This is a genomic window from Acinetobacter sp. YH01004 (assembly GCF_013420455.1).
GTDB classification, from domain to species: domain Bacteria; phylum Pseudomonadota; class Gammaproteobacteria; order Pseudomonadales; family Moraxellaceae; genus Acinetobacter; species Acinetobacter towneri.
In genome coordinates, this window is sequence record NZ_VOXZ01000022.1 from 1 (window position 1) to 23,816 (window position 23,816).

Sequence of the window (23,816 nt, forward strand, 5' to 3'; positions counted from 1 at the left end):
CCCATGTGAGAGTAAGTCATCGCCAGCTCATTATTCAAACACCCTCAACAAATGTTGGGGGTGTTTTTTTATGTAGAAAAGAAAATATTAAAAACTATAAAAAGTGAAGGCAAAATAAAACCATCAGGGGATGGTTTTAAAGAGTAAGCATACTTTCTAAATTTGATTAGATTTCACGTAGTTGTCGACGTGCATGTTTAAATGCTGTTCTTAAACCTTCTTCTAGTGTTGGATGGTAGAACGGTTTATCTAAAATATCCTCAAGTGTGAGTTCTTCATCAATCATCCAAGCCAATAAGTGCGCCATGTGCTCAGCAGCATCCACAAATAATTCAGCACCTAATAACTTTTGACTTTTATTATCAATATAAACTTCAATCGCACCTTTATTTTTTCCTAGCACCAAGGCGCGACCTTGTTTTTCATAAGAAACAAAGCCTGTTGTAAATGCAATATTTTGATCTTTCAGTTGTTTATAGTTTTGTCCTACAGATGCCATTTCAGGTGAGCTAAACACAATACCCATGGGTGTTAATGTTTTAATATTTTCAATGTTTGGAAAGCTTAAACAATTATGCACGGCTGCACGCCCTTCATGTGCTGCTTCATGTTGAATGGGAGTATTCGTGTGTGCATCACCCACAATAAAAATAGCATGCTGTCCGAGTTGTTTGGTATGAGGATCAATTGGGAGTTGTTTGATGTTGTTGAAACTTGTATCAATATTTTCAAGATGAAGCTGATCTAAATAGCTGCGTCTACCCGTAGCAACCAATACATAATCGGCAGTTAAGCTTTGTATTTGTCCATTTTCTTGATATTCAATTTTCACGCCTTGTTCTGTTTTTTGTAGTTGTGTAGGCAAGGTTTCAAATTTGATATTCAATTCTCGACTGAGTGTATCTTGTGCAATGGTTTGTAGTTCTGGGCTGCGGAGTGAACCAACTTTACGACTACGGGCAAAAATAGTGGTCTCTACCCCTAAGCGTTGCATAGCTTGAGCTAACTCGATTGCGATTACACCACTGCCAATGACGACCAAAGATTGCGGTAAGTTCTCTAATTCAAAGATTTGATCTGATGTGATTAAGCGTTCGCCTAATTTTTCTTTCCATGCTTGCTCATAAGCAGGAGTAGAACCGACTGCAATAATAAAAGCTTTTGCCTGATATTGCTGTCCATTCACTTGAATTGTATGGGCATCTATAAAAGTCGCAAAACCTGAAATCTTATGGGATGCTTCCCAACGATCTACATCTTTTTGTGTGGCACGGGTAAAACGATCACGTAATTGGCGTACGTGCGTCATGATTTGGGATGTATCAATTTTTGCATCTACCGTGAGTGCAACTTCTTGTGCATGTTGTATGTCGTGCATGCGATTGGCACTAGAGATGAGGACTTTGCTAGGCATACAACCAACACGGGAACAGGTGGTGTCCCATGGACCGTGATTGATGATGAGTAGGTTTTGGGTGTATTTAATTGCTTCTTTATAGGCGCTAATGCCTGCGGTACCTGCACCAATAATAATGAGGTCGTACATGATGGTTACACCTATTTTATTAAATGGTTAACTAATATTTAATTTATAACCTTTAAGTTGAAATAACTACAATTAACAGCCGATATCACGATTTAATTTGTGGTTTGGAATATTTACATTGAAAGTTTTTGTAATTTTGAGTAAATTCCGTTAAAAGCCGTAAACTATCTTGCGGGTCTGTGACATTTATAAAAACGATGGGTACGAATATGACATATTTTATTAACTTAAAAAAATTAGGGGTAAAGTCTACAGTATTGGCTTCTTCTATCGCATTGGTTGCGTGTGGTGGTGGTGGAAGTGATGGTTATTACAATACAGACAATAATAGTACTACGAATCCGCCAAATAACGATGGTGGAAATACTTCAACCCCTGACACATCACAGGTGGCAACCAGTTTAACAAGAGTTTTACAGAATGCGAGTGAACAAGAAATTCAACTTGCACCAGATAATTCAAAAGTTTATTTGGCGGTCAAAGCCTTAAATGCTGACAATGGTGGTATTGCCAACAAAAATATTCGCTTATCAATTGCGGAAAATACATTTGGTGTAACCAGCACTAACTCTTTGGTTGCGACGGGTGAAAATGGTGTAGCTGTTTTTGAAATTAATGTTCGTGAATTAGCAGTAGCGGATGGGAAAGTACAATTAACAGCTACTGTGGATGGCACTTCAGTTAGTATTCCCTACACTTTAAATATTAAGAAAAGTAGTACGATTGTCAGTGACTATAGAATCAATGTGACCCAAGGTGCTGTATTAAATCTACCGAATGGCAGTATTGATGTTGTTGCGACTGTAACAGATGCTAAGGGTGGCATTAAAGCGAATCAGTCTGTTACTTTAAATATGCCTGAAGCGATGCGCGGTAAATTTATTATCGCTAATGGCGCAGCAACTCAACAAACAAATGCTCAGGGTGAGGTGAAATATACACTTAAAGCGAGTAGCAATTTTACATCAGCTGATCTTGCTACTTTCGCGGGTAAGTCTGAAACATTAAGTTTTTTGCTAGTTGATGAACATAAAGCTGAAAAAACCGCAATAGCAGATTTAACATTTAAAGACACATCTCAGATTGTCTCAACTCTCTCAGTAATTAAGCCAGATCAGGCTGTTGCTGCGAAAAGTACAACACCTGTAAAAATCCAAGTATTAGCAAAGAATGATCAACATGAACCGTTAAGTGGAAAAGAGATTCGTTTGAGCTTTACAAAAAATGAGCTCGCGTATGGCGTTAAACTCAATAATGCGACTGCTAAAACGAATGCACAAGGTATTGCAGAATTTACGATTAGCACGGCCGATGTTACACATCCACTTGCTTTATCCGACACAGGTATTTCGTTAAGCGCAACCTATACAGATGGTATTAACCTTGCTTCTGGTAGTGTTATCGTTGATGTGGTAACAGAAAATGTAAATGCTTCGGATGCCGAAGCTATTCAGCGTTTAGAAATTGCATCCTCATATAAAGTGAATGCAAAAAATGATTCAGTTGCTGTAACTGTTAAGGCAATTAATAATAAAGGCTTAGCAGCAACTAAAGGTAAGGTTAAACTTGACTTAAATGCTGAGGCAACATCAAATGGTGTAACATTGGATGGGGCTGCGGAAAAAGACTTGGTGAACGGGTTTGCCACTTTTAATATTAAGACTAATGCCCAAACACCTGCTGCAGTAGAAGCATTGGTAAAAGCAGGAATTAAAGCTAATTTTACGACTGATAATGGTGTAAGCAATGCTATTGCTATTACAGTTGCTGATGAAGAAGTTTCTGAAGAAGCGACGCGCTATTTATCTATAGATCCAATACTGACAGCATTTGATTATACAAAAGATCAAATAATTACAGTTAAAGTAAAAGCAACGGGTGTGAATGGTAGCGCCTTAAAAGGTGAAACTATTTCACTAGGTATTGCAGGGTCTTTAAGTGATGAACAATTGAAAGATTTAGGTTTAAGTCATACAGGTCAGTCTTCTAAACAGACTGAAGCCGATGGTTATGCCACTTTTACTCTTGCTTACAAGGCGAATTTATCGCCTGAGCAAGCTGCTTTAGCTTTAGCGAATCAAGGTATACCATTAGTTGCAACTTCAGCAAATGGTAAGACACAAACATTGCGTCTGAACTTCAAATCACCAACAGATCAAGGTGTGATTGATCTTGATCACTTTACAGTTGATATGTTGGGAGATTTGACTCTAGCAGTTGGCCAAGAGCAAACATTAACTGTTGATGTCACCGCAAAAGGTACAGATGGCGAATTACTTAAAAATCAGCTGATCAGTATTGGTTTAAATGATGCAGCATTAAATAATGGTGTGAGTTATGACTCTACACAAGCTATTCGCACAGATGTAAATGGTCATGCAAAATTTACAATTAAAGTAAAAGCGGGCAATGTTACTGAACTCACGAATCTAATTGCGAATGGTTTAACGTTAGTCGTGAAATCAACTCGTACAGATGGTTCCGCATTTACTGTTACAAAGAAAGTTGATGTTGCACAACCACCAGTCATTTTACCAGAGCTTGCAGGTCTTGATATTACCTATGTAGATGATATTCAAACTGTTTCAGTGTTGGGTGGTGAAGTTCGTGTTAAAATTGTTGCGAAAGATAAAGACAATGTCATTATTCCAAATACACCAATTCAAATTGCTTTATCTTCGTTAACTAGCTCACGTGTGTCTTTATCTTCTAACTCGGCTGTAACTAACAGCAAGGGTGAAGCAGAATTTACTGTTCGTGTTGCTGAAGGTGCGTACGATGCAAGCTTGATCAAAAATGGTATCGTTTTTGCTGTAGTCGGTACAAGTCTGAATAACCCGAATGATCGAGTACAACAAACGAGTTCGATTCAAGTCGAGATTCCAAAAGATTCTGTAAATTTACGTTTAACTGCTGATCAATCTAATTTGGAATTAGGCAAGAGTTATACAATGCAAGTTGCTGTCAAGGACGAGCTTGGCGCAAACTCAGCTTACCCTGTGAATTTGGCATTGAATACAGAGGCAATTTCAGCTGGTGTGAAACTGAGTGAAGATTCAGTTTTAACGTCTGCTAATGGACAATTGCCAGTAACTCTTACATTACCTAAGAATATTCCAGCAGTTGCAAAACAAGCTTTATTAGACAATGGTATTCAGGTTAAAGGTATTATTACTAACCCTAAAGGTGAAAAGCTTGAAACTACGCTTAGCTTTACAGTCACTGAAGCGATTAATACGAATCACTTAACAATACAGAGTTCTAAAGCGAATTTAAGCACTGCGGGTGACCGTTCAATTGTAACTGTTGCATTATTAGACCAAAATAACCAACCAGTTCGTAATCAGCCAGTAAGGCTGTCTGCAAATAACGCAGCTACTTTAATTATTGGTACACCAGGAAGTGGGCATCAAACCAATACCAGTGAACCTCAAACAGTGATTACGGATTCAAAAGGTAATGCGTTCTTCTCGGTTGAGATTGATGGAAATACAGTTGATGCCGACTTATTGATTGCAAGTGGAATCGAGCTAACTGCAAGTCATACTAATGAAGCAGGTACAGTATCTCAAATACACCGTTTAACAGCATTTACACCTGCACCTATTGTGACTCCAACACCTCAACCACAGCCTCCACGTTATAGTTTACGTGTTGCTGCTGCTAAACCAATCATGAATGTACGTAATGATATGACGGATGTTACCGTGACTTTGGTTGATGCTAATGGTGGTGGCATAGCTGATAAGTACGTTGAATTGGCTATTGATAATTTTGCACGTAACGGGGCAATAATTGTAGGAGCATCAGGTTTAACCACAGATGCCAACGGACAAGCCGTATTTAAAGTACAAGTAGACGAACTTGCACGTGATGAAAATTATGATGCCGCAACATTTGCAGATGAAGATCTACGTTTAACAGCGAGATTTAAAGAAGAAGGCTTTATTGATGCGACTCAAGTAACCCAAGTTGATATTGTTCAGGCGGCAGTACAAAATCCAATTGCATCAATTGTAATAGGAGTAAACCCAACGGAAGTTGGTTCATCGAGTGATGGAGTTTATTACACACGTAACCTTTCTGTGAGTGTGGTTGACTTTGATGGTAAGCCGCTAGCTAATCAAGAAGTTGTGATGGATATTACACCTATTACTTACCGTAAAGGTCAGTACATCTGGAGAAACTCAGTTAAGTTAGGTGAAAAATCAGCTCGTGAACAATGGATTGCCGCAGGCGAACGTTACTATGATTTGACGAATCCAAATCATTATGAGCGCAATGGTGTAGTCATGAATAATAACGGTACGCCAGCTGATGATACAGATGATGTACCTGCAAGCCTAAGCACTCAGCCAATCAGTGTTTGTCCAGCAAATGCTTCAGGTGTAGCTATTACTAATCCTGAAGTTATGAATGTACCTGTAAAAGTTCCAACATTCCTAGGGCAAGGAGAAACCGCTAAATATACAACGGATAAAGATGGTAAATTTGACTTTACGATCCGTTATCCAAAAATTTATGCGAATTGGTTAAATGTTCAAATTGGTGCAGCATCTACAATCACTTCATTGCCACAAAGAACAACTTATAATTTAACTTTACCTGCTTTAACTAGCGATTATAGCTCGAATGGCACATTTGGACCTAACCTGCAAAGTCCGTATGGTGTAAATACAACAACATGCCCATAATTAAAAACTAAAAAAACAGCGCTTCGGCGCTGTTTTTTTTATGGGGATTTCAATTTAAAAATTAAAGCGAAGTCCCCACACTCACACCCACCGTCGGGCGTACTTGCATAGAACTACAAGCACTCAGCGCCAAGACACACATCATCACCAATAAAACTTTATTCATGCAACAAACCTTGAAATTTTGCCTGATGAAATAACGCACTAGAACGAGCGCCACTACGACAAATCATCAGAATGGGTTTTGGAAGCTCATTATAATATTTGGCAAATTCAAGAATATCTGTTTGAGAAATTTTACCGCTGTTGACAGGTTGATAAATCACACTGATCTGGGATTTTTCCGCGATATTGCGTAATTCGCTGACCTTGACCACATTGCCTATCTCTTGATCAGGACGGTTCACAATCACCGATTTAAAACCTTGTCGCATCAACTGTGAAAATTTGGCAGCATTCATCTGACCTGCAACACTGACTTTGGTATTTAAAGTCTGAACATCGTTTTGAGCGTGACTCAGTGAGATACTGCTACAGATCAGAACACAGCAAAATACATATTTGAGGATGGGTTTAGTCATCCAACAAATCCATTTGTTTTGCCAACTGGAATAAGTTGTTTGAGCGGTTACCTGTACGGCAGAACATCAACACAGGTTTTGGCAATTCATTATAGTGATTGGCAAAAGTACGCACATCGACTTCAGTAATTTGACCAGACACCACAGGTTGATAGACATAATCTAAGCCTGCTGCACGTGCAGCTTCTTCAATTTGCGCACTGGTTGGTTGCTCAGCACCACCTTCCATATCTGGGCGGTTATTAATAATTGACTTAAAGCCTTTCTCTACAACTTGGCTCACATGTTCAGGACCAATTTGACCCGCAAAACCGACTTGTTCAGACATGGGAATACTCCATCATTTTATTCATGACAATATGCTTTATGATAGCATTAAGCAGATTCAAGAGCAGAATGTTCTGAAATATTTATAACGACGATAACGATAAAATAACGCAATGGAGCGCTTATGCATTCCTATACGGTCGAGCCTTTATATGTCAAAAGTGATCACGAGGTGATTGCTGCAGACTTTTATCGCCCTAAATCTATAGAAAAACCCGCGGTAATTCTGATGGCGCATGGTCTGGCGGCCTTGCGTCATTTTAAATTGGTGCAATACGCACAATATTTTGCTCAGGCAGGCTATGCCGTGGTGCTATTTGATTATCGTTATTGGGGCGGGAGTACGGGGCGTCCACGTGAGTTGGTATCCATAGAGGCACAGCTGGATGATTGGCGCAGCATGATCTCACATGTTGCAGAACGCAAGTCGATTGATGCCAAACGCATGATTTTATGGGGAACATCGCTGAGCGGTGGATATGTACTCAGTTTGGCCTCACGCTTACACAATATTGCCGCGGTCATGGTACAAGTGCCTTTTGTAGATGGTGCGGAAAGTGCCAAGTTATATCCTTTGCAGCAACTTCCGAAAGCCCTAAAAATTTCCAGTCAGGACTATATGGGAGCAAAGGTGGGGATGTCACCCAAAACGCTTGCAGTGGTGGCGCAAAAAGAACTATGTTTTTTACCGACTGCAGACAGTTATGCAGGTTATATGTCAATTGTGAACCCCGACCATTACTGGAGTGGGGAAATTCCTGCTCGGGTGTTTTTTAATTTGATTCGTTATCGCCCCATTCAAGAAGTGCGGCAAATCAACATCCCTGTGTTATTTATTGCTGCACAGCGTGACAGCCTGATTCCAATTGAATCGAGTCGTGAAACGGCCACCAATATTGCGCCTTATGTGCAATATGAAGAGTGGGATATGCAACATTTCGATATTTATCATGGTGAATGGTTTAAAAAAGCCATTCAGACCCAATTAGAGTTTTTACAGCAACTGTTTGGAGTTCAGTAAATGATTATTGTATGCCCTGGATGTGGTGCAAAAAACCGTGTACCTGAAGATAAATTATCTGCCAATCCTGCATGTGGGCAGTGTCATCAAGCGCTGATTCCGCTTGCACCCATTGAATTGAATGAGCAAAATTTCAGTAATTTTATCCAAAATAGCGATTTACCTATTCTGATTGATCTTTGGGCGGACTGGTGTGGTCCTTGCAAGATGATGGCACCACATTTTGCAACAGTTGCCAAGCAGAATCCGCAGGTGGTGTTTGCCAAAATTGATACCGAGGCCAATCCACGCTTAAGCAGTGCATTCCATGTGCGCAGTATTCCAACACTGGTATTGATGAATAAAAGCAATGAAATTGCTAGAATAAGCGGCGCGCTACGAGCGACTGAATTACAACAGTGGTTGGATCAGCAACTCAATGCCCAGTCTTAATGCACTGTTCGTGCTAATTTAATGCAAATGTCCGGAGTGAACGTGTCAGATTCTCATGTAAAACCAGAGGGAGTGCTTTCCCTACAAACAATTGCCATGCCAGCAGATACCAACTGGAGTGGAGATGTCTTTGGAGGCTGGATCGTTTCACAGATGGACTTGGCAGGTGCGATTCATGCCGAGCGTTTTAGTAAAGGACGTTGTGCCACGATTTCCATTAACCAAATGACTTTTTTGGTGCCTGTAAAAGTGGGCGATGTGATCAGTTGCTACACCAAAATTTTGAAAGTGGGCAATACTTCAATTCAAATGCAAATTGAAGTGTGGGACAGCCATGATGATTCACGTGAAGCTGTGCGTGTTACCGAAGGGGTATTTACCTTTGTTGCGGTTGATGTCAAAGGCTCAAAACGTCAGATTCCTGAAGAAGCCAAACAGAAGTTTTTAGAAGCTCAGGCTAGTCAAGCATCATAAGTATCAAGCTAGTCAAACATCGTAATGAAAAAAATCCCAGCACAGTAGCTGGGATTTTTTCTTGGAGAGGAAACAGGCGTTAGGCTTATTTCTGCTTTAAATGTGATTTTGACACCCATGCCCACAACATTTCACACTGAATCGGGGCTTCGCCTGATTCATCAATCACACTGACATTGACCAGTGTTTCGCCTTTGTCGGTGCTGTGCATGCGTTGTTGCTGTTCTGGGCTGAGTGTGGCAATGGCTGTCATTGCACCTTGAGTTGGACGTTTAAAGTCCACTTTCAGGCTTTTAATCAGCACAATGGCACTATCAGGTACATTCATAGCAGTCACAAAACCTGTAGCAGTTTCGGCAAGCAGCGCCATAGCACAGGCATGTACCTGTCCAATATGGTTTTGCATGGCTTTATGATTGGCAAGACTGACCACCACTTGCGATGGGGTTACTTCTTGATAGCGAATTTTCGCAGTGCCCACCATCGGCACGACACGACCAAAGGCTTGACTCAAAAGGCGGCTTTGAATGCCTTTCGGCAATTTTGATGTTGCTTTGACCAGTTTGTTTAAGCGATTGGTTGGTGTCATGACATCCCCAAATTAATCTTTAAAGTTGTTAAATTGCAGTGGCAGACCAAATTGTTGCTCTTTCAAGAACGCCATTACTTGTTGCAATGTGTCGCGTTTCTTGTCGGTCACACGAATTTTGTCACCCTGAATAGAAGATTGCACTTTAATGCCACTGTCTTTAATGGCTTTGTTAATTTTTTTTGCGGTATCTGAGTCAAGACCATCTTTAAGTTTGATCACTTGAATCACATTTTTACCTGATGCGGTCATTTTTTGTGGGTCAAGCGCCTGAATGTCGACTTTACGCTTATAGAAGTGATTTTCGAGCATGGTATACACTTGCTCACATTGGAAATCACTTTCAGTGGAGATTTTAATCTCTTTGTTTTTTTCATTGAGGTCGATAGAAACATCCTGACCACGAAAATCGAAACGAGTACCGATTTCTTTTTGTGTGTTTTGAACCGCATGATTCACTTCAAAAAGTTCTAATTCAGAAACAATATCGAAAGAAGGCATAATGAAGACCTTTGCAAATGGAAACAATATCTGAGATGCTAGGGATGTTTTCTTCATTTGCCAAGTGTTGTTTTACATCAAAGGAGTGCGCAATGATCCGTAAACAAGAAATTACAACATTTGAGTTCCCAGCTGACGCGATTATCTGGGATGTACGTGATGCAAGTGCTTATGCAGAAGCTCATGTTAAAGGTGCTGTGAATCAGCCAATTAACGATCTATCAGCAGAGAGTCTTACTCAGGTGTCGGCGGATCAACCCATTTACATTTTATGTGGTGGCGGAAGTAAAGCCCCACGTGCAGCGGAAAAACTAGAAGGTTTGGACAGCTCACGTGAATATGTGGTTTTAATGGGTGGTACACGTGCTGCGCGCGACGCAGGCATGCCTTTGGAACAAGGTCACTAAGTATCATCAATATGAAGAAAGCGCCGTAAGGCGCTTTTTTGTTGGGTATCGTTTTATTTCTATTTTCTCTAAGCGAGCGTTAGCTTGAAGGTGGAGGAGCTTTAAAATAAGGCTTCTTGGTTTTCACCTTTTTCTGAAAACGTGTAGCTGCCAGTTTTTGTACTAAGTTTTTAGGTACAGCGCAGGCTTCTGCTAAAACTTGTGCCGCCAGTATTTCACTGCACAACGGGGCAAATAAAAAGCCTTTAGAACCGAGTCCTGCAAAGCTGTAAATTTCCTGATCATCACGCATTTTGCCAAGTAGGGGAAAATAATCCTTACTTTGGGCGCGTAGCGAAGCGCGACCTTGCCAAGTATCTACGGGTGCTAAGTTTTCGGCATACGCAGGAAAGACACTGTGGATAAGTTCGTAGTTATGCACATGGTCTTCTGCCAAGACGTCACAATCTTCCCGATTTGGATAAAACGATGCACCTAAAATCAGTTGATCGGCATTGAGCTGCATGCAATAGCCGCCATAGCTATAGGCTTGTGATAATGGCAAAGCCTGATCTGTATTATTTACCCAGCTAACTTGCCCACGAATGGGTTTAAGCACAGGGTAATGCTCAAAAAAAGCACCGCTTTGCAGCGCTGCACAGACGATGACATGATCAAATGTTCCAAGTTCAGTATCTACGCTGTGTAAGATCAGTTGCTGTGCTGTCGTGGTGATTTGTTTAATTTGAGCTTGCTGAAACTGAATGTGCGGATGCGCAAGAATTTCATCACGCAGTTGATGTGGAGAAACTGCTCCTGCTTGCAATAAGTTTAAACTGGCAAAGTCGCTTTGTGGCGTAAGTTCGGTTGCACTCTGTGCTGCTAAAATACCTTTTGGATATTGTGTGGCTAAATCCAGCAATTCATCGGCATGTTTAAGTGCCAGTTGATGAATCTGCAACGGACGAAATGCTTTGAATGCGGCATAGTGATTTAAAGCATGTTGCCATGCCAAAGTCATTAAATGATCAGCACTTTGATGAATTGGGCAAAGTTTTGGGTTTAAGAGTGCCAAAGGATTGCCAGAACCGCCTGCAAGTGGCGCTGTTTGGTCATAGAGCGTGACTTGATGCCCTCGTTGGGAAAATGCCCACGCACAGCTTAAACCCGCAATTCCTGCGCCTATGATCGCAATATGGCGCTGTTGGTTGCTTGTTGTGGTATTTGTTGTAATTTGAGTTTCGTTCTGATCGGATATTGGCTCTATTTCAGGCGCTTGCCAGATGGCTTTCAGCATTTCCCGTTTATGCCCAAAACCGCGTGGGCGGGTGATGTGAATACCGTGTTGTTTTAAGCCACGTTTGAGTACGCCTGCCACACTAAATGAGGCAAAAGTCGTGCCATAATCGGACAGTGCTACAATCGGGTTGAGCACGGTTTCCTGCCACATATCGGGGTTACAGGCGGGTGCAAAGCCATCTAAAAACCACGCATTGACAGGAGCAGTTTTAGCAATGACAGGAAAAACTTCCTGAGCATCGCCTAGCCATAAATCTAGGCTAAAGCGTTCATCTGGAAAGTTTAAACGATGACAGCCTGCAATAGCGGCAGGGTATTGCTGAATCAGCTGTTCAGACAGATGACTGAGTTCGGGCCAAGCCGCTAAGGCACGTATAAGATCGGCTTTGCAAAGTGGAAATTTTTCGACAGAAATTGCGTGTAAATGGCTGCGATTATTGGGACGTACCTGTTGCCATAATTGCCAGAGCGCTAAAATATTTAAGCCTGTACCAAAGCCTGTTTCGCCTACACAAAAATATTCAAAATCATTCAGCGCTGCTAAACGGATGGGTAAGTCATTGCCCTGTAAAAACACATGCCGTGTTTCTAATAAACCGTTGTCTTTAGAGAAATACACATCGCCAAATTGTTTGGAAATGGGCACATCAATACCATCGACCAGTTGCCAATCCAGCTCGGCAGTTTGAATAGGCTGAAACAAAACCAGAGTACCTTAAATCAAGAGGTGAATGCTCACCTTACCATTGGCGGCGACGTTTGGTATAGACATAGCTAGCAATTAAGAAGCCGAGCAATACGCCAACCGCGAGTGTTGCAGCACCGTATAAAAACATTTGCGCACTGCGTTCACTTTGCAGTACTTGAACTTGCACGCCTAAATTATCGTTTTTAAGTTGCAGTTCCTGATTCTGTGCCAAAGCATCGAGGTTTGCCTGTTCAAGTTGTTGCAAACGTGTGCTCTGATCTTTAATCAAGGCTTTGGTTTTAGCTTCCTGAAGGGCTTTATTTTTGGCAATTTGTTCTGCAGTCAGGGGCTTATCTTGTGCAGGAGTAACCCCATTGGCTGTTGCTACAGCTGCCGTGTTGGTCACAGCAGCAGGAGCAGGTGCAGTAGGTGTGGTTGTGGCTGGCTCAACTGCATATACAGGTGAACTGAGCAGAACAGCAACAACACTGGCAACAACGAAACGCATAGCGCTTATCCTTGAGGGAATGCTTTATTGAATGGCTTAACGTCAATGTGGCTATATACGCCTTCTTTTAAGAAAGGTTCATCTTGTAGCCAAGCATCGAGTGCTTCACGACTGTCAAAATCGACAATCATGGTGCTGCCATAAAAGCCTGCTTGTGGATTGCTTGGGTCTTTTGGCATTGCCCCCGCCACAATTAAGCGACCTTCGGCATCGAGTTGTTGCAAACGTGCAAGATGTGCAGGACGGGTCGCAAGACGTTTTTCCAGTGTACCTTCACGGTCAGTACAACTCAGAACAAATAAAGGCATAGTTACTCTCGAATATCGCAGATCAGAAATTATTCAGATGTTTTAAAGTATTTGCGCAATACAATAAACTGCACAATGATAAAGGAAAACATCACAATCATGTCACCAAAAGCAGTGAATTCGCCCCAATATTTTCCGTCCATAAATAAAAATGCAAAAAATATGTGTAGGAAAGACATGACTGCAAACATGGCTGCCCAAGTATAATTCAGGTTTTTCCAGCCAGCTTCGGTCAAGTTGAACACAGGCCCGAATAAGCGTTGAATCAGTGGTTTACGGTCTTTGCTGAACCATGGTGATAGCAAAAAAGCACCTGCAAATACAATGTTTAAAATGGCAGCTTTCAGGCGAATATAAAAGTCATCGCTTAACATTAAAGTAACGCCACCAAAAATTACGGTCATAAACAGCACAATCCACTGTTGTTTATCTAAACGGAATTTTTGCATGATGAACAATGCGCCGTACACCACTAACATCGAGATGATCAGACCTGTGGTGGCCACCAAAATATGGTTGTTATCGACACCGCCTGCAGAGCCGATGAGTTGTAGTAATTGATGATTAGTGTCTTTTGGATCTACAGTTTTGTATAAATAAAAGAAAATAATGAGGGGCACAAAGTCTAAAAGTGCTTTCATGTTAGAGTATCTAAATCTGATCAAATAAATGACATAGTATAAGTGATGCACGGCGTAGATTTACATACACACAGTAATATTTCTGATGGAACTTTGTCACCTGGAGAATTGGTGTCTGCGGCAATTCAGCAGGGCATTCATACCTTGGCATTGACTGATCATGACACAATGGATGGGCTGGCTTTGGCAGAGCAAGCGGCTCAGGGGCAAGATTTAAAGATTATTTCGGGAGTGGAAATTTCCAGTCAATGGTCACGTCCTGCCACTAAAAAAAGCTATAGCGTGCATGTGGTGGCGCTAAACATGCAAAATCCTGCACCTTTACAGGCGCTGCTGGAACAGCAAAAACAAATTCGTGCAGAACGTGCCAAACAAATTTGTGATTTACTCACTCCGCTGATTGGACAAGATATTTATAATGATGTACTTCTTAAAGTCGAAGGCGTAGCAGATCGGATTACTCGCACACACATTGCCAAAACTTTACAGGAAAAAGGCATTGTTACGCGTGTGCAGCAAGCCTTTGATAAATATATTAAAGAAGGCAAAAAGGCTTATGTGAAATTTGACGGCTTGAGTTTGGAAGATACGATTCGGGTAATTCATGACAGTCAGGGCTTTGCTGTATTGGCACATCCCACCCGTTATGATTTATCTGCCACCAATATTCGTTATTTGATTGAAATTTTTGCCAAATATGGGGGGGATGCTGTGGAATTGCCGCCTAATATTGACCCTGCATCGACCCGTCAAATGGTGGATCGCATGATTGCTGAACATGGTCTAAAAGTATCTGTCGGCAGTGATTTTCATGGTGAAAATATGCCGTGGATTAAATTGGGCAATATTCCGCGGGTGAAAGATGGTCAAATTGGGATTTGGGAGAGTTTTGTTGAGTAACTCCCTCATCCCAACCTTCTCATATAAGCAGATGTGATATCCATTATTAAAATTTAGAAAGGATAAAAACTCCTTCTCCCTCTGGGAGAAGGTTGGGAAGAGGGTCTAAAGCAAATTATTGTCCTGTGCCTGAATTGGTGGTGGCGTTGGTTTACCCAACGTACCCAATAATTCAATTTCAATGGTTCTTACCATGGCATCTAAAGGTAAGTCATTGCTTTGCGTGCCAAAAGGTTCTTCAATTTCAGAACTGAGCGCATCCAGACCTAAAAAAGTATAAGCCAAAATACCGACCAAAAGCGGAGTCGCCAATCCGAGTGTAGACCCTAAACTAAAGGGCAACATAAAACAGAAAAAGTACACTGTTCGGTTAAGTAGGACTGAATACGCAAAAGGGAGCGGTGTGGTAGCAATACGGTCACAACCCGTGAGTACCAAACTCAGCTCTGTGACGTGTTGATTCATTTGTGTGTAAATAATATCGGAAATTTCGCCCTCTTTAAGTGCTTGCATTAACTCCCATTGAATCAAACTGAGCGTGTATTGCGGCGCATTGGCTTGTTGATACAGTTGGGTAATTGCTTGCTGACTCATGCCACTGGTTTGAATTAACTCGGTTGGATTGGCAGTTTGATGACGCAGGCGGTCGCGCAAGACATTGGCAAATACAATGACGTGCTGAATGACGCGTTCACGTCGTGCTTGACTAAGTATACGGCAGTCGCGGTCAAAGTGGCGCGCGTTGGCAATCAGCATGCCCCAAAGTTTACGTGCCTCCCACCAACGGTCATAACAGGCAGAGTTTTTAAAGCCCAAAAAAATCGACAGCACCACCCCAATTAAAGTAAAGCCAACCAAAGGCAATTCTGGAAAATGAAAATAACCAATATAAGACAAACCGCCAATAATGGTGGAGATCAACATCACCAAGCCCAAAGGCGGTAAGACCTTCGGTAAAATCGTGCCCCGCCAAGAAAACAGTAAGTTAAATACACTGGGTTGATCGACTATCATTTTATTAGAATCATCACAATTTTTTGATGATCTTCTGTGCTTGTGCAGGCTTTGTCAATATGCAAATTTTAAGTGTGCTCAAATTTAAGCAGTTGTTGTTCGGCAAAGGAAAAATTACCTTCACTTGAGATGATACAGTGATCGATCAAACGCAGCTCTAGCAACTGACAGGCTTGCTGAATCTGCTGCGTCAGGATTAAATCTGCACGTGAGGGATGTGGCAATCCGAAAGGATGATTGTGTGCAATCACAATCGCCGTAGCGTGTTGGCTAATTGCAAAACGCAGCAATTGATTAATAGAAATTTCACACGAATTCACTGCGCCATAAAATAACTTTTTAAAGCTGATTTTGCGTAAACAGGCATCTAGACAAAGTACCGCAAACACTTCTTGGGTTTCGCCCAAAAGTTCAAAACGCAAATACTCCATCAAACGTTTGGAGTTGCTAAGCTCTAGCGCATCTTGTTTTAAATGTTCAGCCACATAACGCCGTCCGAGTTCTTTAACTGCCATGAGCTGTGAATATTTACTGTTACCCATGCCGTGAAATTGACACAACTCGGCAATGGGTGCATCGAGTAAAGTAGTGAGATTGCCAAAATGCTGAATTAGCAATCGTGCCAACTCCACCGCAGAATGTTGTTGCGAGCCTGAGCGCAGGAAAATAGCCAGTAGTTCGGCATCGGACAAACTTGCAGCACCATTTTGAATCAGACGCTCACGTGGCCGTTCTTGTTCAGGCCAATGTTTAATAGATAAATGCATTGTTATTTGACTTTTTTATTCTAAATTTGAAACTTAAATCCCAACAGATCTCTTGGGAATGACATTATTTAATGCTATTGTGAGCGCCACTGCAACAAAAAGGTGGCTTATTTGTGAGCTTCGATTTAAGCGTCCTCCCTCATAAAAACATTATTTTAGCTGTGACAGGCGGCATTGCGGCCTATAAAAGTGCGATTTTAGTGCGTCGTTTAAAGGATGCAGGGTTTAGTGTTCGCGTGGTCATGACCAGAGGGGCACAAGCTTTTATTACACCGCTGACCTTTCAAGCATTGTCGGGCAATCCTGTACATACCGAATTATTAGATACCGAAGCCGAAGCAGGCATGGGGCATATTGAATTGGCACGGTGGGCCGATTTAATTTTGGTTGCGCCCGCCAGTTGCGACACCTTAGCCAAATTTGCTGCAGGTCTGGCCGATGATTTGCTCAGTACTTTATATTTAGCCACCACTGCACCAGTTTGGGTTGCACCTGCCATGAATCAGCAAATGTGGGCAGCCAAAGCCACACAGCGTAACTTAACCACTTTGGTGGAAGATGGCGTGCATGTAATTATGCCCGATGCGGGCGAACAAGCCTGTGGAGATGTTGGTTTAGGGCGTATGCCAGAACCTGAAGATTTGGCGCATCAGGTGACGCAGTATTTTCATCAGGCACAGCGTGCTTTGGTGGAAAAATTTGGCATGTTGGCAGGCAAAAATGTCACCATTACAGCAGGCCCAACCCGCGAAGCTTTAGACCCTGTGCGTTATATTTCTAACCATAGTACAGGCAAAATGGGTTTTTCTTTGGCTGCAGCCTGTTATGCAGCAGGGGCAAAAGTCACGCTTATTGCAGGCCCAGTTAGTTTAGATACGCCAAATGGGGTACAGCGAATTAATGTGTCTTCTGCAATTCAAATGCTAGATACCAGTTTGCAGATGCTTGAACAAGGCTGTGATATTTTCATCGCTACAGCCGCGGTGGCAGATTACCGCGTGGCAGAAATTGCGGAACACAAAATTAAAAAATTAGGCGATGAGCTGAATGTGGCGTTGGTCAAAAACCCTGATATTGTTGCGACCATTGCGCAACAGGAAAAACGTCCGTTTATGGTTGGCTTTGCTGCAGAAACCCGCAATGTAGAAGAGTATGCAGCAGGCAAGTTGGTGGCGAAAAAACTGGATATGATTGCCTGCAATGACGTTTCCCGTGCCGATATTGGTTTTGCTTCCGATGAAAATGCCATGACGGTATTTTTTGCCGAAAGCTACCGTATGGAAAAACGCGATTTGGAAAAAGCCTCGAAACAGGAAATTGCGCAGCAATTGGTCGAAGCGATTCATGATGCCTTGTATCGAGATCCATCTCAGGATGATGATTTTTAATTTTGATCGTCCATCAGCAAACGGATGACATAAAAAACCGCTGAAATTTCAGCGGTTTTTTTATATCCAATCGCGAATTAAGCTTGACCTTCAGCTGCAGCGGCTTGAGCACGTTGCATATTGGCTTCAAACTCGGCATCGAAGTTGATTGGCGTTAACAATAATTGTGGGAAGCTGCCTTTGGTAACCATATCATTCACTGCTTCACGCAAGAATGGGAACAAAATGTTCGGGCAGTATGCGCCAAGAATGTACGGTAAACGCTCTTCTTCAACGCCATCAATCAGGAAAATACCAGCTTGGGTAACATCAACAATAAATGCAGTATCGCCCGCGTTGTTGGCTTGAACCACAACTTTTAATGCTACTTCAAAGTGGGTTGGATCAATTTTTTCTGCAGAAGATGACAGGTTGATGTTCAATTCAGGCTGCCATTCTTTGGTAAATACTTGTGCCCCAGGAACTTCAAAAGAAATGTCTTTGGTATAAATACGCTCTAATGCCAATTGTGGTTGAGCTTGTTGTTCTTCACTCATGTTAAATCCTTAAGAGTTGGTTATCGTGTTATGTTTATGCCAATAATTGATCGAGCTTGCCTTCGCGATCTAACGCATATAATTGGTCAAAGCCGCCAATAAATTGGTCATTGATGAAAATTTGTGGAACGGTACGATGATTGGTACGTTGCATTAATTCAACACGTACTTCAGGCGCTTCATTCGACAAATTAATTTCTTTATAGGCAACGCCTTTACGCTCAAGGAGTTGTTTTGCACGAATGCAGTATGGACATACAGTCGTTGAATAAATAGTGACTTCAGCCATGATTGTTCTCCTTGCGAAAAATATTGGGTAAAACTATTTGCTTTTTACTAAAGGTAAACCTTGTGCTTTCCAGTTGCTAATACCGCCATCTAAACGATAGGCATCGGTATGTGCGACCTGTTGTAAAGCACTGCCTGCAACCTGACCCAAGTTACAGATAAAGACCAATGGACGATCTGAGGTTTTTAACTCTTCAACATGCTTGGTAATTTGGCTATAGGGAATATTGCGGCTACCACTGATATGACCTTCACGAAAATCTTTGGCATCACGTAAATCAATCAACATGGCATTTTTAGCTTTGACTAAAATACCCAAAGATTGTGGGGAAATTTTGCGACCATTGCGTTGACCTTCTAACACAAAGAACAACACTACTAATACAGCCAGCGTCCCAAATAAGAAGGGATGATTCCCCATAAATTCGAACCAACGTTCCACAAGTCACCTAATTACAATGTCAAAATTGTTCAAGAGTATAGCGTATAAATATGGCGATCAAAAACACCGCTTCAAGGGCAGCGCCATAATAAAATTAATTTTTTTGTTGCGCTTCGGCAATTTCATCACACAGTCTTAAATAACTGTCTAAACGACGCGATAATATTTCACCTTCTGCAGCAGCCAGTCGCAGCGCACATTGCTTTTCATGTTTATGGGTACAGTTGCGGAATTGGCAATGCCCCAGCAGGTTTTCAATTTCAGGAAAACCATTTTGAATTTTATCTTGGCTTAAGTGCCATAAACCAAATTCACGAATCCCCGGTGAGTCAATTAAGGCTGCACCATCTCCAAAGCCAATTAAGCGGGTAGAGGTTGTGGTGTGTTGTCCAAGTGCTGAGTTTTCTGAAATGATATTGGTCTTTTGCGCCGCTTCAGGCACGATGGCATTAATCAGCGAGCTTTTCCCCACACCCGATTGTCCAACAAAAGCCACCGTTTCACCTGCCAAACGTGCCGCCAAATGCTCTAAATTCGCATCGGACTGGGTTTGCATGACTTCATACCCCAAGTCTTGATATTCCTTAAGCAAGTCTAAAATCGGGTCGTTTTCTTTGAGCAAATCAGATTTGTTTAAGACCAATAAGGCGGGAATATCGGCATCGGCACAAGCAACCAAATAGCGGTCAATCAAGCCCGGTGCAGGTTCAGGCAAAGGCGCAAAAACAATCACAATCAAACTGATATTGGCGGCAACAGGTTTAACTTTGTGATAACGATCAGGTCGGGTCAATAAAGATTGGCGTGGATGAATCGCGGTAATAATCCCTAAACCTGTATTCGGATCGGCTTGCCATTTGACCCGATCTCCCGTCACCAATAATTCTAAATTGGTGCGAGTATGACAACGCCAAATGCTGCCTATTTCGATAGGTTTCCAAAACGGTTCAGGCTCACCTGCGTGCACCACAGGTTTTTCAGGATGAATTTCAGGAACAGATAAAGCCTGCACTTCTAATTGACGACCATAGTGTTGTACCACCAAGCCTTCTAAATTATGTGAAGTGTCAATGTCTGCCTGACGTGACTTGTGTTGTTTTTCAATTCGACGTTGCTGTTGTTCAGTCAATCGACGCTTACGAATTAAAGCCATTCATATCCTAAAAAAACCATGAACTCAGGATGGCAAAAATAGCATGAAGCGGGGGCACAGTTACAGCCAAGAAGCAAGAAATTTGCTACTATGTTGTTTTTAAGCCGAATAAGATTGCACATTTATGAGCAGCACGCCTGATACTCGCCTCATTTGGATTGATTTGGAAATGACAGGTTTAGATACCGATAACGACCAAATTATTGAAGTGGCTACCATTGTGACCGATGATCATTTAAATATTTTGGCAGAAGGTCCTGTGCTGGCTGTGCATCAACCTGATCGTATTTTAAATGCCATGGATGAGTGGAATACACGTCAGCATGGACAATCGGGCTTAATTGAGCGTGTGCGTCGCAGCAAACTCACTGCGCAGGATGCAGAACAGCAAACTATTGAGTTTCTGAAAAAATGGGTTAATCCTAAAACATCGCCAATGTGTGGCAACTCAATTTGCCAAGACCGCCGTTTTTTACACCGTTTAATGCCTGAATTGGAACAGTACTTCCATTATCGTAATTTGGATGTTTCATCAGTGAAAGAGTTGGCAAAGCGCTGGCGTCCAGAAATTATGAGCGGTTTGAAAAAGAATGCGTCGCATTTGGCGATGGATGATATTCGTGATTCGATTGCTGAGCTGAAATATTATCGCCAATACTTTTTTATTATGAATCAGGACTAAAACCTTTTTCTGCGTAGGAGATGGAGCTGTAACAGTAACAGCGATCTCTTACGCTTAAACTGTGTTGGTCACTCATAAATAAGAAATAATAAGATATGACTCAGCATTGCCTTATGCCTTACTTTATATAAAGATATTAGAGGCAAGTTTGTATAAAGCTAAGCAATGCTTAGGTGTTCATTGGTTAAAAGCCAAGCAAAACCAAAAGCTTTATTTTCCTGCCTGCCAAAATGCTTCACCTGCCTGAATTGGGTCGCCTGTTTGCGCCAAAGTCTCAAGCCAGACATCATATTGCGCGATGATTGGATGTTGGCTAGGGTGAAAGTCAGGTTTAAACCAATCACGATATTGTGATTGCATTTTGCGTAATTTCCCTTGTTTGCCAAACAGCCATTGCAAGCCACGTACATTCATTTTAAGGCGCTGGGTACGATTAAACCCATCGCATCTCAGCATGACATTGGCGCGGTACAGGGTAAATCCGAACATTAAACCTGTGGTCAGCACCAACGCCATTTTTCGAGTCACTTCAGGCACATTGCCCACCTGTTGCATCACATCAAACGCCACATCACGATGTTCCATTTCTTCAATCGCATGCCATGCAAATAAAGCACGGACATAAGGATGTGCATCTTGCAGCGTGTCTTTTTCGCCATAAAAAGTTTCTGCCATAAGTGCGGTTAAATGTTCCGCAGCTGCTGTCATGGCGATGTTGTATTGGGGCGAGCGATATTTCAGTTCAAACTTAAACACTTTGTTTAGACGCTGAATAAACTGATCTACAGGCATGCCTTGATCTTTCATGACCTGATTCATTTTGTCGTGTGCAATGCCGTGCTGAGCTTCTTGTCGAATAAAATCGGCAACACGCTGTTTTAAGTCAGGGTCTTGAATTTGATCACGGAACAAACGTACCGATTGAATGAAATAACGCTCGCCATCAGGAAAAGTCAGGCTCAAAGCATCAAACATGCGGGTTAAAAACGGGTCACCTGCAAACCAGTAACGCGGCACATCGGCTAATTTAAAATCGAGATTGCTGCGTACTATGGGCGCAGCATGATATTGGACAAGTGCATTCATTTTATTTTATTTCACTCTGGTCAATCCTGTTTGCATTATGTCGGGCTTTGGCAGATTTGTTTTGACAGTATTTGCCAGTTTTTATACATTAAGCGACAAAAGAAAATGATGCATGTCAAAATGAGCAAGCACATGAGCGAAATTCAAATTCCGAATGGTTATTATCAACTTTGGTTACGCTATTTATCTGCACAGGGCAGAGTTCCTGAGCAGCTTGGATTTTCGCCTGCACAATTGCAGCAGTTACAGCATGTGTTGGCATTGCCCATGGATACCCAATCGTCCTATCAGTTTTTTAACGAGATCATCCAACACAGTATTCAGTTTTTAGATTGTCCAACGCTCGTTTTTGAATTGGCACGTTATATTCAGCCTGAACATTTTGGCGTGCTTGGCTATATGGCATCGCGTAGTAACAGTGTTGCAGAAGCCATTCAATATATGATGCGTTTTAGTCGCTTGGTGGTGGATGGTACGGCAGCCGTACCAATGCGACTGGAACAACAATCAGATGCTTTATATTTATCATGGCCATTGGTGGATGAAAAATACAGCTTGGTTCATGAAATGACTTTTGCTTGTATGACTCAATTGGCCATGCAAATTTTTGATTTTCAACACTCTCCGATACGGGAGATTCATTTTGCCCATGCACCGCGTATGGCGATGCTGCATTATGAAAAGTTTTATGGTTGTAAGGTTTTATTTAAGCAAGCGGAATATCAAATTGTTTTAAATTTAGAAAGCCTCAGTTTAAAACCACAGCAAGCCGATCCCTCTTTAATTCATTTACTCACCAAACAAGCTGAAGATGCGATTGCGTTAAAACCACAATTAGAAACCGTGCAGCAGCAAGTCCAAGAGCAGGTGGCGCATTATTTACGTTATGAACAGCAAGTGCCGAGCATTGAATGGGTGGCGCAGCGTTTATTTCGTTCAGGGCGTACGTTACAGCGTCAGCTTAAACAGGAAGGTACGGGTTTTAAACAGATTCTTGAAATAGAACGGATGCAGCGCTGTGAAAACTTACTGCGACAAAATGTGAGCCTAAGCGATATTGCACAGTTGTTGGGTTATTCAGACCAATCGGCTTTGGCGCGTGCCTATAAAGCCTGTACAGGACAGACCTTGCTAAAACGTAAACAGCAGTTGCAGCAAGCTGAGGATGCACTTTCTCTACAGCAAAATACGCCATAAATAGTATGGATTGGCTCATTATCAACAGGTGATTTCGCGCTAAGAGATTGAAAATAAGCTGTGTGTAGCCATGACCGAATCAGCTTTTGCAAGGTTGATAAAGCCTAAGATAAAACCTGAAGTTGTTTATTTTTATCAATATTTTTAAATTTAAAAGCACGATTGAGCAAGTTTCAAAAACCGATAAGCAGGCAAAATTAGGCATCTTTGATCATTGAGAAAAAAGCGCAAATATCAGTAAATGTAGCCTCGCGGTTGTTCTGAATAAATCGTTTTGCAAACAGAAATGCAGCAACTCATGCCTGTGCGCTATTCATTGAGTAAAAAATAGCGTTACAATGGGTCAATTTGTATTTCTACAATAGCAA

At 41.8% G+C, this 23,816-nt stretch carries 25 protein-coding genes; 9 read left to right on the forward strand and 16 right to left on the reverse strand.

Translation table 11 applies throughout. The features are described from left to right. Nucleotides 1-166 precede the first annotated feature (166 nt). Nucleotides 167-1,546: a dihydrolipoyl dehydrogenase gene (locus tag FTT71_RS12275; RefSeq protein ID WP_180161003.1), complete on the reverse strand. Its 1,380-nt coding sequence runs from the start codon at nucleotides 1,544-1,546 to the stop codon at nucleotides 167-169. Between the two features lie 209 nt (nucleotides 1,547-1,755). Here FTT71_RS12275 and FTT71_RS12280 point away from each other — a divergent pair, with 209 nt between their 5' ends. Continuing rightward, entirely contained in the window at nucleotides 1,756-6,240 is a 4,485-nt protein-coding gene (locus FTT71_RS12280; protein ID WP_180161004.1) for a hypothetical protein, read from the forward strand. A 158-nt stretch (nucleotides 6,241-6,398) separates the two neighbouring features. On the opposite strand, the gene FTT71_RS12285 is transcribed toward FTT71_RS12280, so the two are convergent. Both FTT71_RS12285 and FTT71_RS12290 read right to left on the reverse strand, forming a co-directional pair. Further along, nucleotides 6,399-6,821 (reverse strand): beta-lactamase hydrolase domain-containing protein, encoded by a 423-nt coding sequence (locus FTT71_RS12285; RefSeq protein ID WP_180061267.1) that lies wholly within the window; start codon nucleotides 6,819-6,821, stop codon nucleotides 6,399-6,401. After that, nucleotides 6,814-7,149 carry a TIGR01244 family sulfur transferase gene (locus tag FTT71_RS12290; RefSeq protein WP_096902417.1) on the reverse strand — a complete coding sequence of 112 codons (336 nt, stop codon included), beginning with the start codon at nucleotides 7,147-7,149 and terminating at the stop codon, nucleotides 6,814-6,816. Before FTT71_RS12290 ends, FTT71_RS12285 begins: the two co-directional genes overlap by 8 nt. A 123-nt stretch (nucleotides 7,150-7,272) precedes the next feature. Here FTT71_RS12290 and FTT71_RS12295 point away from each other — a divergent pair, with 123 nt between their 5' ends. The 3 genes from FTT71_RS12295 to FTT71_RS12305 are packed head-to-tail and all read left to right on the forward strand — an operon-like array spanning nucleotide 7,273 to nucleotide 9,075. Then, nucleotides 7,273-8,169: an alpha/beta hydrolase gene (locus FTT71_RS12295; protein WP_180161005.1), complete on the forward strand. Its 897-nt coding sequence runs from the start codon at nucleotides 7,273-7,275 to the stop codon at nucleotides 8,167-8,169. After that, a complete protein-coding gene (trxC, locus tag FTT71_RS12300; RefSeq protein ID WP_070153832.1) occupies nucleotides 8,170-8,601 on the forward strand; it encodes a thioredoxin TrxC in 432 nt (143 codons plus the stop codon). Between the two features lie 27 nt (nucleotides 8,602-8,628). Next, entirely contained in the window at nucleotides 8,629-9,075 is a 447-nt protein-coding gene (locus FTT71_RS12305) for an acyl-CoA thioesterase (RefSeq protein WP_218944582.1), read from the forward strand. Nucleotides 9,076-9,160: 85 nt separating this feature from the next. Here the strand turns inward: FTT71_RS12305 and FTT71_RS12310 are convergent, their stop codons facing one another. Then, the gene (locus FTT71_RS12310; protein WP_179991584.1) at nucleotides 9,161-9,664 is read right to left on the reverse strand and encodes a DUF4442 domain-containing protein; all 504 of its coding nucleotides are present in this window, start codon (nucleotides 9,662-9,664) and stop codon (nucleotides 9,161-9,163) included. A 12-nt stretch (nucleotides 9,665-9,676) separates the two neighbouring features. Continuing rightward, complete coding sequence (locus tag FTT71_RS12315; RefSeq protein ID WP_004976234.1) at nucleotides 9,677-10,165, reverse strand: YajQ family cyclic di-GMP-binding protein; 489 nt, start codon at nucleotides 10,163-10,165, stop codon at nucleotides 9,677-9,679. A 92-nt stretch (nucleotides 10,166-10,257) separates the two neighbouring features. Here FTT71_RS12315 and FTT71_RS12320 point away from each other — a divergent pair, with 92 nt between their 5' ends. Next, nucleotides 10,258-10,572: a rhodanese-like domain-containing protein gene (locus tag FTT71_RS12320; RefSeq protein ID WP_004976235.1), complete on the forward strand. Its 315-nt coding sequence runs from the start codon at nucleotides 10,258-10,260 to the stop codon at nucleotides 10,570-10,572. A gap of 79 nt (nucleotides 10,573-10,651) precedes the next feature. On the opposite strand, the gene mnmC is transcribed toward FTT71_RS12320, so the two are convergent. Genes mnmC through FTT71_RS12340 form a run of 4 tightly spaced genes read right to left on the reverse strand, consistent with a single transcriptional unit; the run spans nucleotide 10,652 to nucleotide 13,995 of the window. After that, nucleotides 10,652-12,553 carry an FAD-dependent 5-carboxymethylaminomethyl-2-thiouridine(34) oxidoreductase MnmC gene (gene mnmC, locus FTT71_RS12325; protein ID WP_179991585.1) on the reverse strand — a complete coding sequence of 634 codons (1,902 nt, stop codon included), beginning with the start codon at nucleotides 12,551-12,553 and terminating at the stop codon, nucleotides 10,652-10,654. A gap of 37 nt (nucleotides 12,554-12,590) precedes the next feature. Continuing rightward, nucleotides 12,591-13,046: a hypothetical protein gene (locus FTT71_RS12330; RefSeq protein ID WP_004976237.1), complete on the reverse strand. Its 456-nt coding sequence runs from the start codon at nucleotides 13,044-13,046 to the stop codon at nucleotides 12,591-12,593. Nucleotides 13,047-13,051: 5 nt separating this feature from the next. Then, nucleotides 13,052-13,354, reverse strand: a complete 303-nt coding sequence (locus FTT71_RS12335) for a YciI family protein (RefSeq protein ID WP_004976238.1) — start codon at nucleotides 13,352-13,354, stop codon at nucleotides 13,052-13,054. A gap of 29 nt (nucleotides 13,355-13,383) precedes the next feature. Next, nucleotides 13,384-13,995: an inner membrane-spanning protein YciB gene (locus FTT71_RS12340; RefSeq protein WP_167845781.1), complete on the reverse strand. Its 612-nt coding sequence runs from the start codon at nucleotides 13,993-13,995 to the stop codon at nucleotides 13,384-13,386. Nucleotides 13,996-14,040: 45 nt separating this feature from the next. Between FTT71_RS12340 and FTT71_RS12345 the strand changes: the two genes are divergently transcribed. Beyond that, the gene (locus FTT71_RS12345) at nucleotides 14,041-14,895 is read left to right on the forward strand and encodes a PHP domain-containing protein (RefSeq protein ID WP_131261955.1); all 855 of its coding nucleotides are present in this window, start codon (nucleotides 14,041-14,043) and stop codon (nucleotides 14,893-14,895) included. A 105-nt stretch (nucleotides 14,896-15,000) separates the two neighbouring features. Here the strand turns inward: FTT71_RS12345 and FTT71_RS12350 are convergent, their stop codons facing one another. Together FTT71_RS12350 and radC are read right to left on the reverse strand one after the other, a co-directional pair. Further along, nucleotides 15,001-15,909 (reverse strand): bestrophin family protein, encoded by a 909-nt coding sequence (locus FTT71_RS12350; RefSeq protein ID WP_154321041.1) that lies wholly within the window; start codon nucleotides 15,907-15,909, stop codon nucleotides 15,001-15,003. Nucleotides 15,910-15,977: 68 nt separating this feature from the next. Continuing rightward, nucleotides 15,978-16,676 carry a DNA repair protein RadC gene (gene radC / locus FTT71_RS12355; RefSeq protein ID WP_104853058.1) on the reverse strand — a complete coding sequence of 233 codons (699 nt, stop codon included), beginning with the start codon at nucleotides 16,674-16,676 and terminating at the stop codon, nucleotides 15,978-15,980. Nucleotides 16,677-16,789: 113 nt separating this feature from the next. Between radC and coaBC the strand changes: the two genes are divergently transcribed. Beyond that, a complete protein-coding gene (gene coaBC, locus FTT71_RS12360) occupies nucleotides 16,790-18,064 on the forward strand; it encodes a bifunctional phosphopantothenoylcysteine decarboxylase/phosphopantothenate--cysteine ligase CoaBC (RefSeq protein ID WP_167845783.1) in 1,275 nt (424 codons plus the stop codon). A 77-nt stretch (nucleotides 18,065-18,141) separates the two neighbouring features. On the opposite strand, the gene secB is transcribed toward coaBC, so the two are convergent. The 4 genes from secB to rsgA all read right to left on the reverse strand — a co-directional run bounded on the left by secB (nucleotide 18,142) and on the right by rsgA (nucleotide 20,483). Further along, complete coding sequence (gene secB, locus FTT71_RS12365; protein WP_004976246.1) at nucleotides 18,142-18,600, reverse strand: protein-export chaperone SecB; 459 nt, start codon at nucleotides 18,598-18,600, stop codon at nucleotides 18,142-18,144. Nucleotides 18,601-18,634: 34 nt separating this feature from the next. Further along, the gene (gene grxC, locus FTT71_RS12370; protein WP_004976247.1) at nucleotides 18,635-18,889 is read right to left on the reverse strand and encodes a glutaredoxin 3; all 255 of its coding nucleotides are present in this window, start codon (nucleotides 18,887-18,889) and stop codon (nucleotides 18,635-18,637) included. A gap of 33 nt (nucleotides 18,890-18,922) precedes the next feature. Then, on the reverse strand, nucleotides 18,923-19,330 hold the full coding sequence (locus tag FTT71_RS12375; RefSeq protein WP_004976250.1) for a rhodanese-like domain-containing protein: 408 nt from the start codon (nucleotides 19,328-19,330) through the stop codon (nucleotides 18,923-18,925). 94 nt (nucleotides 19,331-19,424) lie between these two features. Continuing rightward, nucleotides 19,425-20,483, reverse strand: coding sequence for a small ribosomal subunit biogenesis GTPase RsgA (rsgA, locus tag FTT71_RS12380; protein WP_180061265.1), 1,059 nt, complete (start codon nucleotides 20,481-20,483; stop codon nucleotides 19,425-19,427). Between the two features lie 124 nt (nucleotides 20,484-20,607). Here rsgA and orn point away from each other — a divergent pair, with 124 nt between their 5' ends. Further along, a complete protein-coding gene (gene orn / locus FTT71_RS12385; RefSeq protein WP_004976254.1) occupies nucleotides 20,608-21,165 on the forward strand; it encodes an oligoribonuclease in 558 nt (185 codons plus the stop codon). Nucleotides 21,166-21,375: 210 nt separating this feature from the next. Here the strand turns inward: orn and FTT71_RS12390 are convergent, their stop codons facing one another. Beyond that, nucleotides 21,376-22,251 carry a metal-dependent hydrolase gene (locus FTT71_RS12390; protein WP_131261957.1) on the reverse strand — a complete coding sequence of 292 codons (876 nt, stop codon included), beginning with the start codon at nucleotides 22,249-22,251 and terminating at the stop codon, nucleotides 21,376-21,378. Nucleotides 22,252-22,383: 132 nt separating this feature from the next. On the opposite strand from FTT71_RS12390, the gene FTT71_RS12395 reads away from it, so the two are divergent. Continuing rightward, entirely contained in the window at nucleotides 22,384-23,448 is a 1,065-nt protein-coding gene (locus FTT71_RS12395; protein WP_131261958.1) for an AraC family transcriptional regulator, read from the forward strand. Nucleotides 23,449-23,816: the final 368 nt, after the last annotated feature.

Bases quoted from the DNA above. Each gene is read 5' to 3' on its own strand.
- FTT71_RS12275 (WP_180161003.1), bottom strand. From the start codon at position 1,546: ATGTACGACCTCATTATTATTGGTGCAGGTACCGCAGGCATTAGCGCC.
- FTT71_RS12280 (WP_180161004.1), top strand. From the start codon at position 1,756: ATGACATATTTTATTAACTTAAAAAAATTAGGGGTAAAGTCTACAGTA.
- FTT71_RS12285 (WP_180061267.1), bottom strand. From the start codon at position 6,821: ATGACTAAACCCATCCTCAAATATGTATTTTGCTGTGTTCTGATCTGT.
- FTT71_RS12290 (WP_096902417.1), bottom strand. From the start codon at position 7,149: ATGTCTGAACAAGTCGGTTTTGCGGGTCAAATTGGTCCTGAACATGTG.
- FTT71_RS12295 (WP_180161005.1), top strand. From the start codon at position 7,273: ATGCATTCCTATACGGTCGAGCCTTTATATGTCAAAAGTGATCACGAG.
- trxC (WP_070153832.1), top strand. From the start codon at position 8,170: ATGATTATTGTATGCCCTGGATGTGGTGCAAAAAACCGTGTACCTGAA.
- FTT71_RS12305 (WP_218944582.1), top strand. From the start codon at position 8,629: ATGTCCGGAGTGAACGTGTCAGATTCTCATGTAAAACCAGAGGGAGTG.
- FTT71_RS12310 (WP_179991584.1), bottom strand. From the start codon at position 9,664: ATGACACCAACCAATCGCTTAAACAAACTGGTCAAAGCAACATCAAAA.
- FTT71_RS12315 (WP_004976234.1), bottom strand. From the start codon at position 10,165: ATGCCTTCTTTCGATATTGTTTCTGAATTAGAACTTTTTGAAGTGAAT.
- FTT71_RS12320 (WP_004976235.1), top strand. From the start codon at position 10,258: ATGATCCGTAAACAAGAAATTACAACATTTGAGTTCCCAGCTGACGCG.
- FTT71_RS12330 (WP_004976237.1), bottom strand. From the start codon at position 13,046: ATGCGTTTCGTTGTTGCCAGTGTTGTTGCTGTTCTGCTCAGTTCACCT.
- FTT71_RS12335 (WP_004976238.1), bottom strand. From the start codon at position 13,354: ATGCCTTTATTTGTTCTGAGTTGTACTGACCGTGAAGGTACACTGGAA.
- FTT71_RS12340 (WP_167845781.1), bottom strand. From the start codon at position 13,995: ATGAAAGCACTTTTAGACTTTGTGCCCCTCATTATTTTCTTTTATTTA.
- FTT71_RS12345 (WP_131261955.1), top strand. From the start codon at position 14,041: ATGCACGGCGTAGATTTACATACACACAGTAATATTTCTGATGGAACT.
- FTT71_RS12350 (WP_154321041.1), bottom strand. From the start codon at position 15,909: ATGATAGTCGATCAACCCAGTGTATTTAACTTACTGTTTTCTTGGCGG.
- radC (WP_104853058.1), bottom strand. From the start codon at position 16,676: ATGCATTTATCTATTAAACATTGGCCTGAACAAGAACGGCCACGTGAG.
- secB (WP_004976246.1), bottom strand. From the start codon at position 18,600: ATGAGTGAAGAACAACAAGCTCAACCACAATTGGCATTAGAGCGTATT.
- grxC (WP_004976247.1), bottom strand. From the start codon at position 18,889: ATGGCTGAAGTCACTATTTATTCAACGACTGTATGTCCATACTGCATT.
- rsgA (WP_180061265.1), bottom strand. From the start codon at position 20,483: ATGGCTTTAATTCGTAAGCGTCGATTGACTGAACAACAGCAACGTCGA.
- orn (WP_004976254.1), top strand. From the start codon at position 20,608: ATGAGCAGCACGCCTGATACTCGCCTCATTTGGATTGATTTGGAAATG.
- FTT71_RS12390 (WP_131261957.1), bottom strand. From the start codon at position 22,251: ATGAATGCACTTGTCCAATATCATGCTGCGCCCATAGTACGCAGCAAT.
- FTT71_RS12395 (WP_131261958.1), top strand. From the start codon at position 22,384: ATGAGCGAAATTCAAATTCCGAATGGTTATTATCAACTTTGGTTACGC.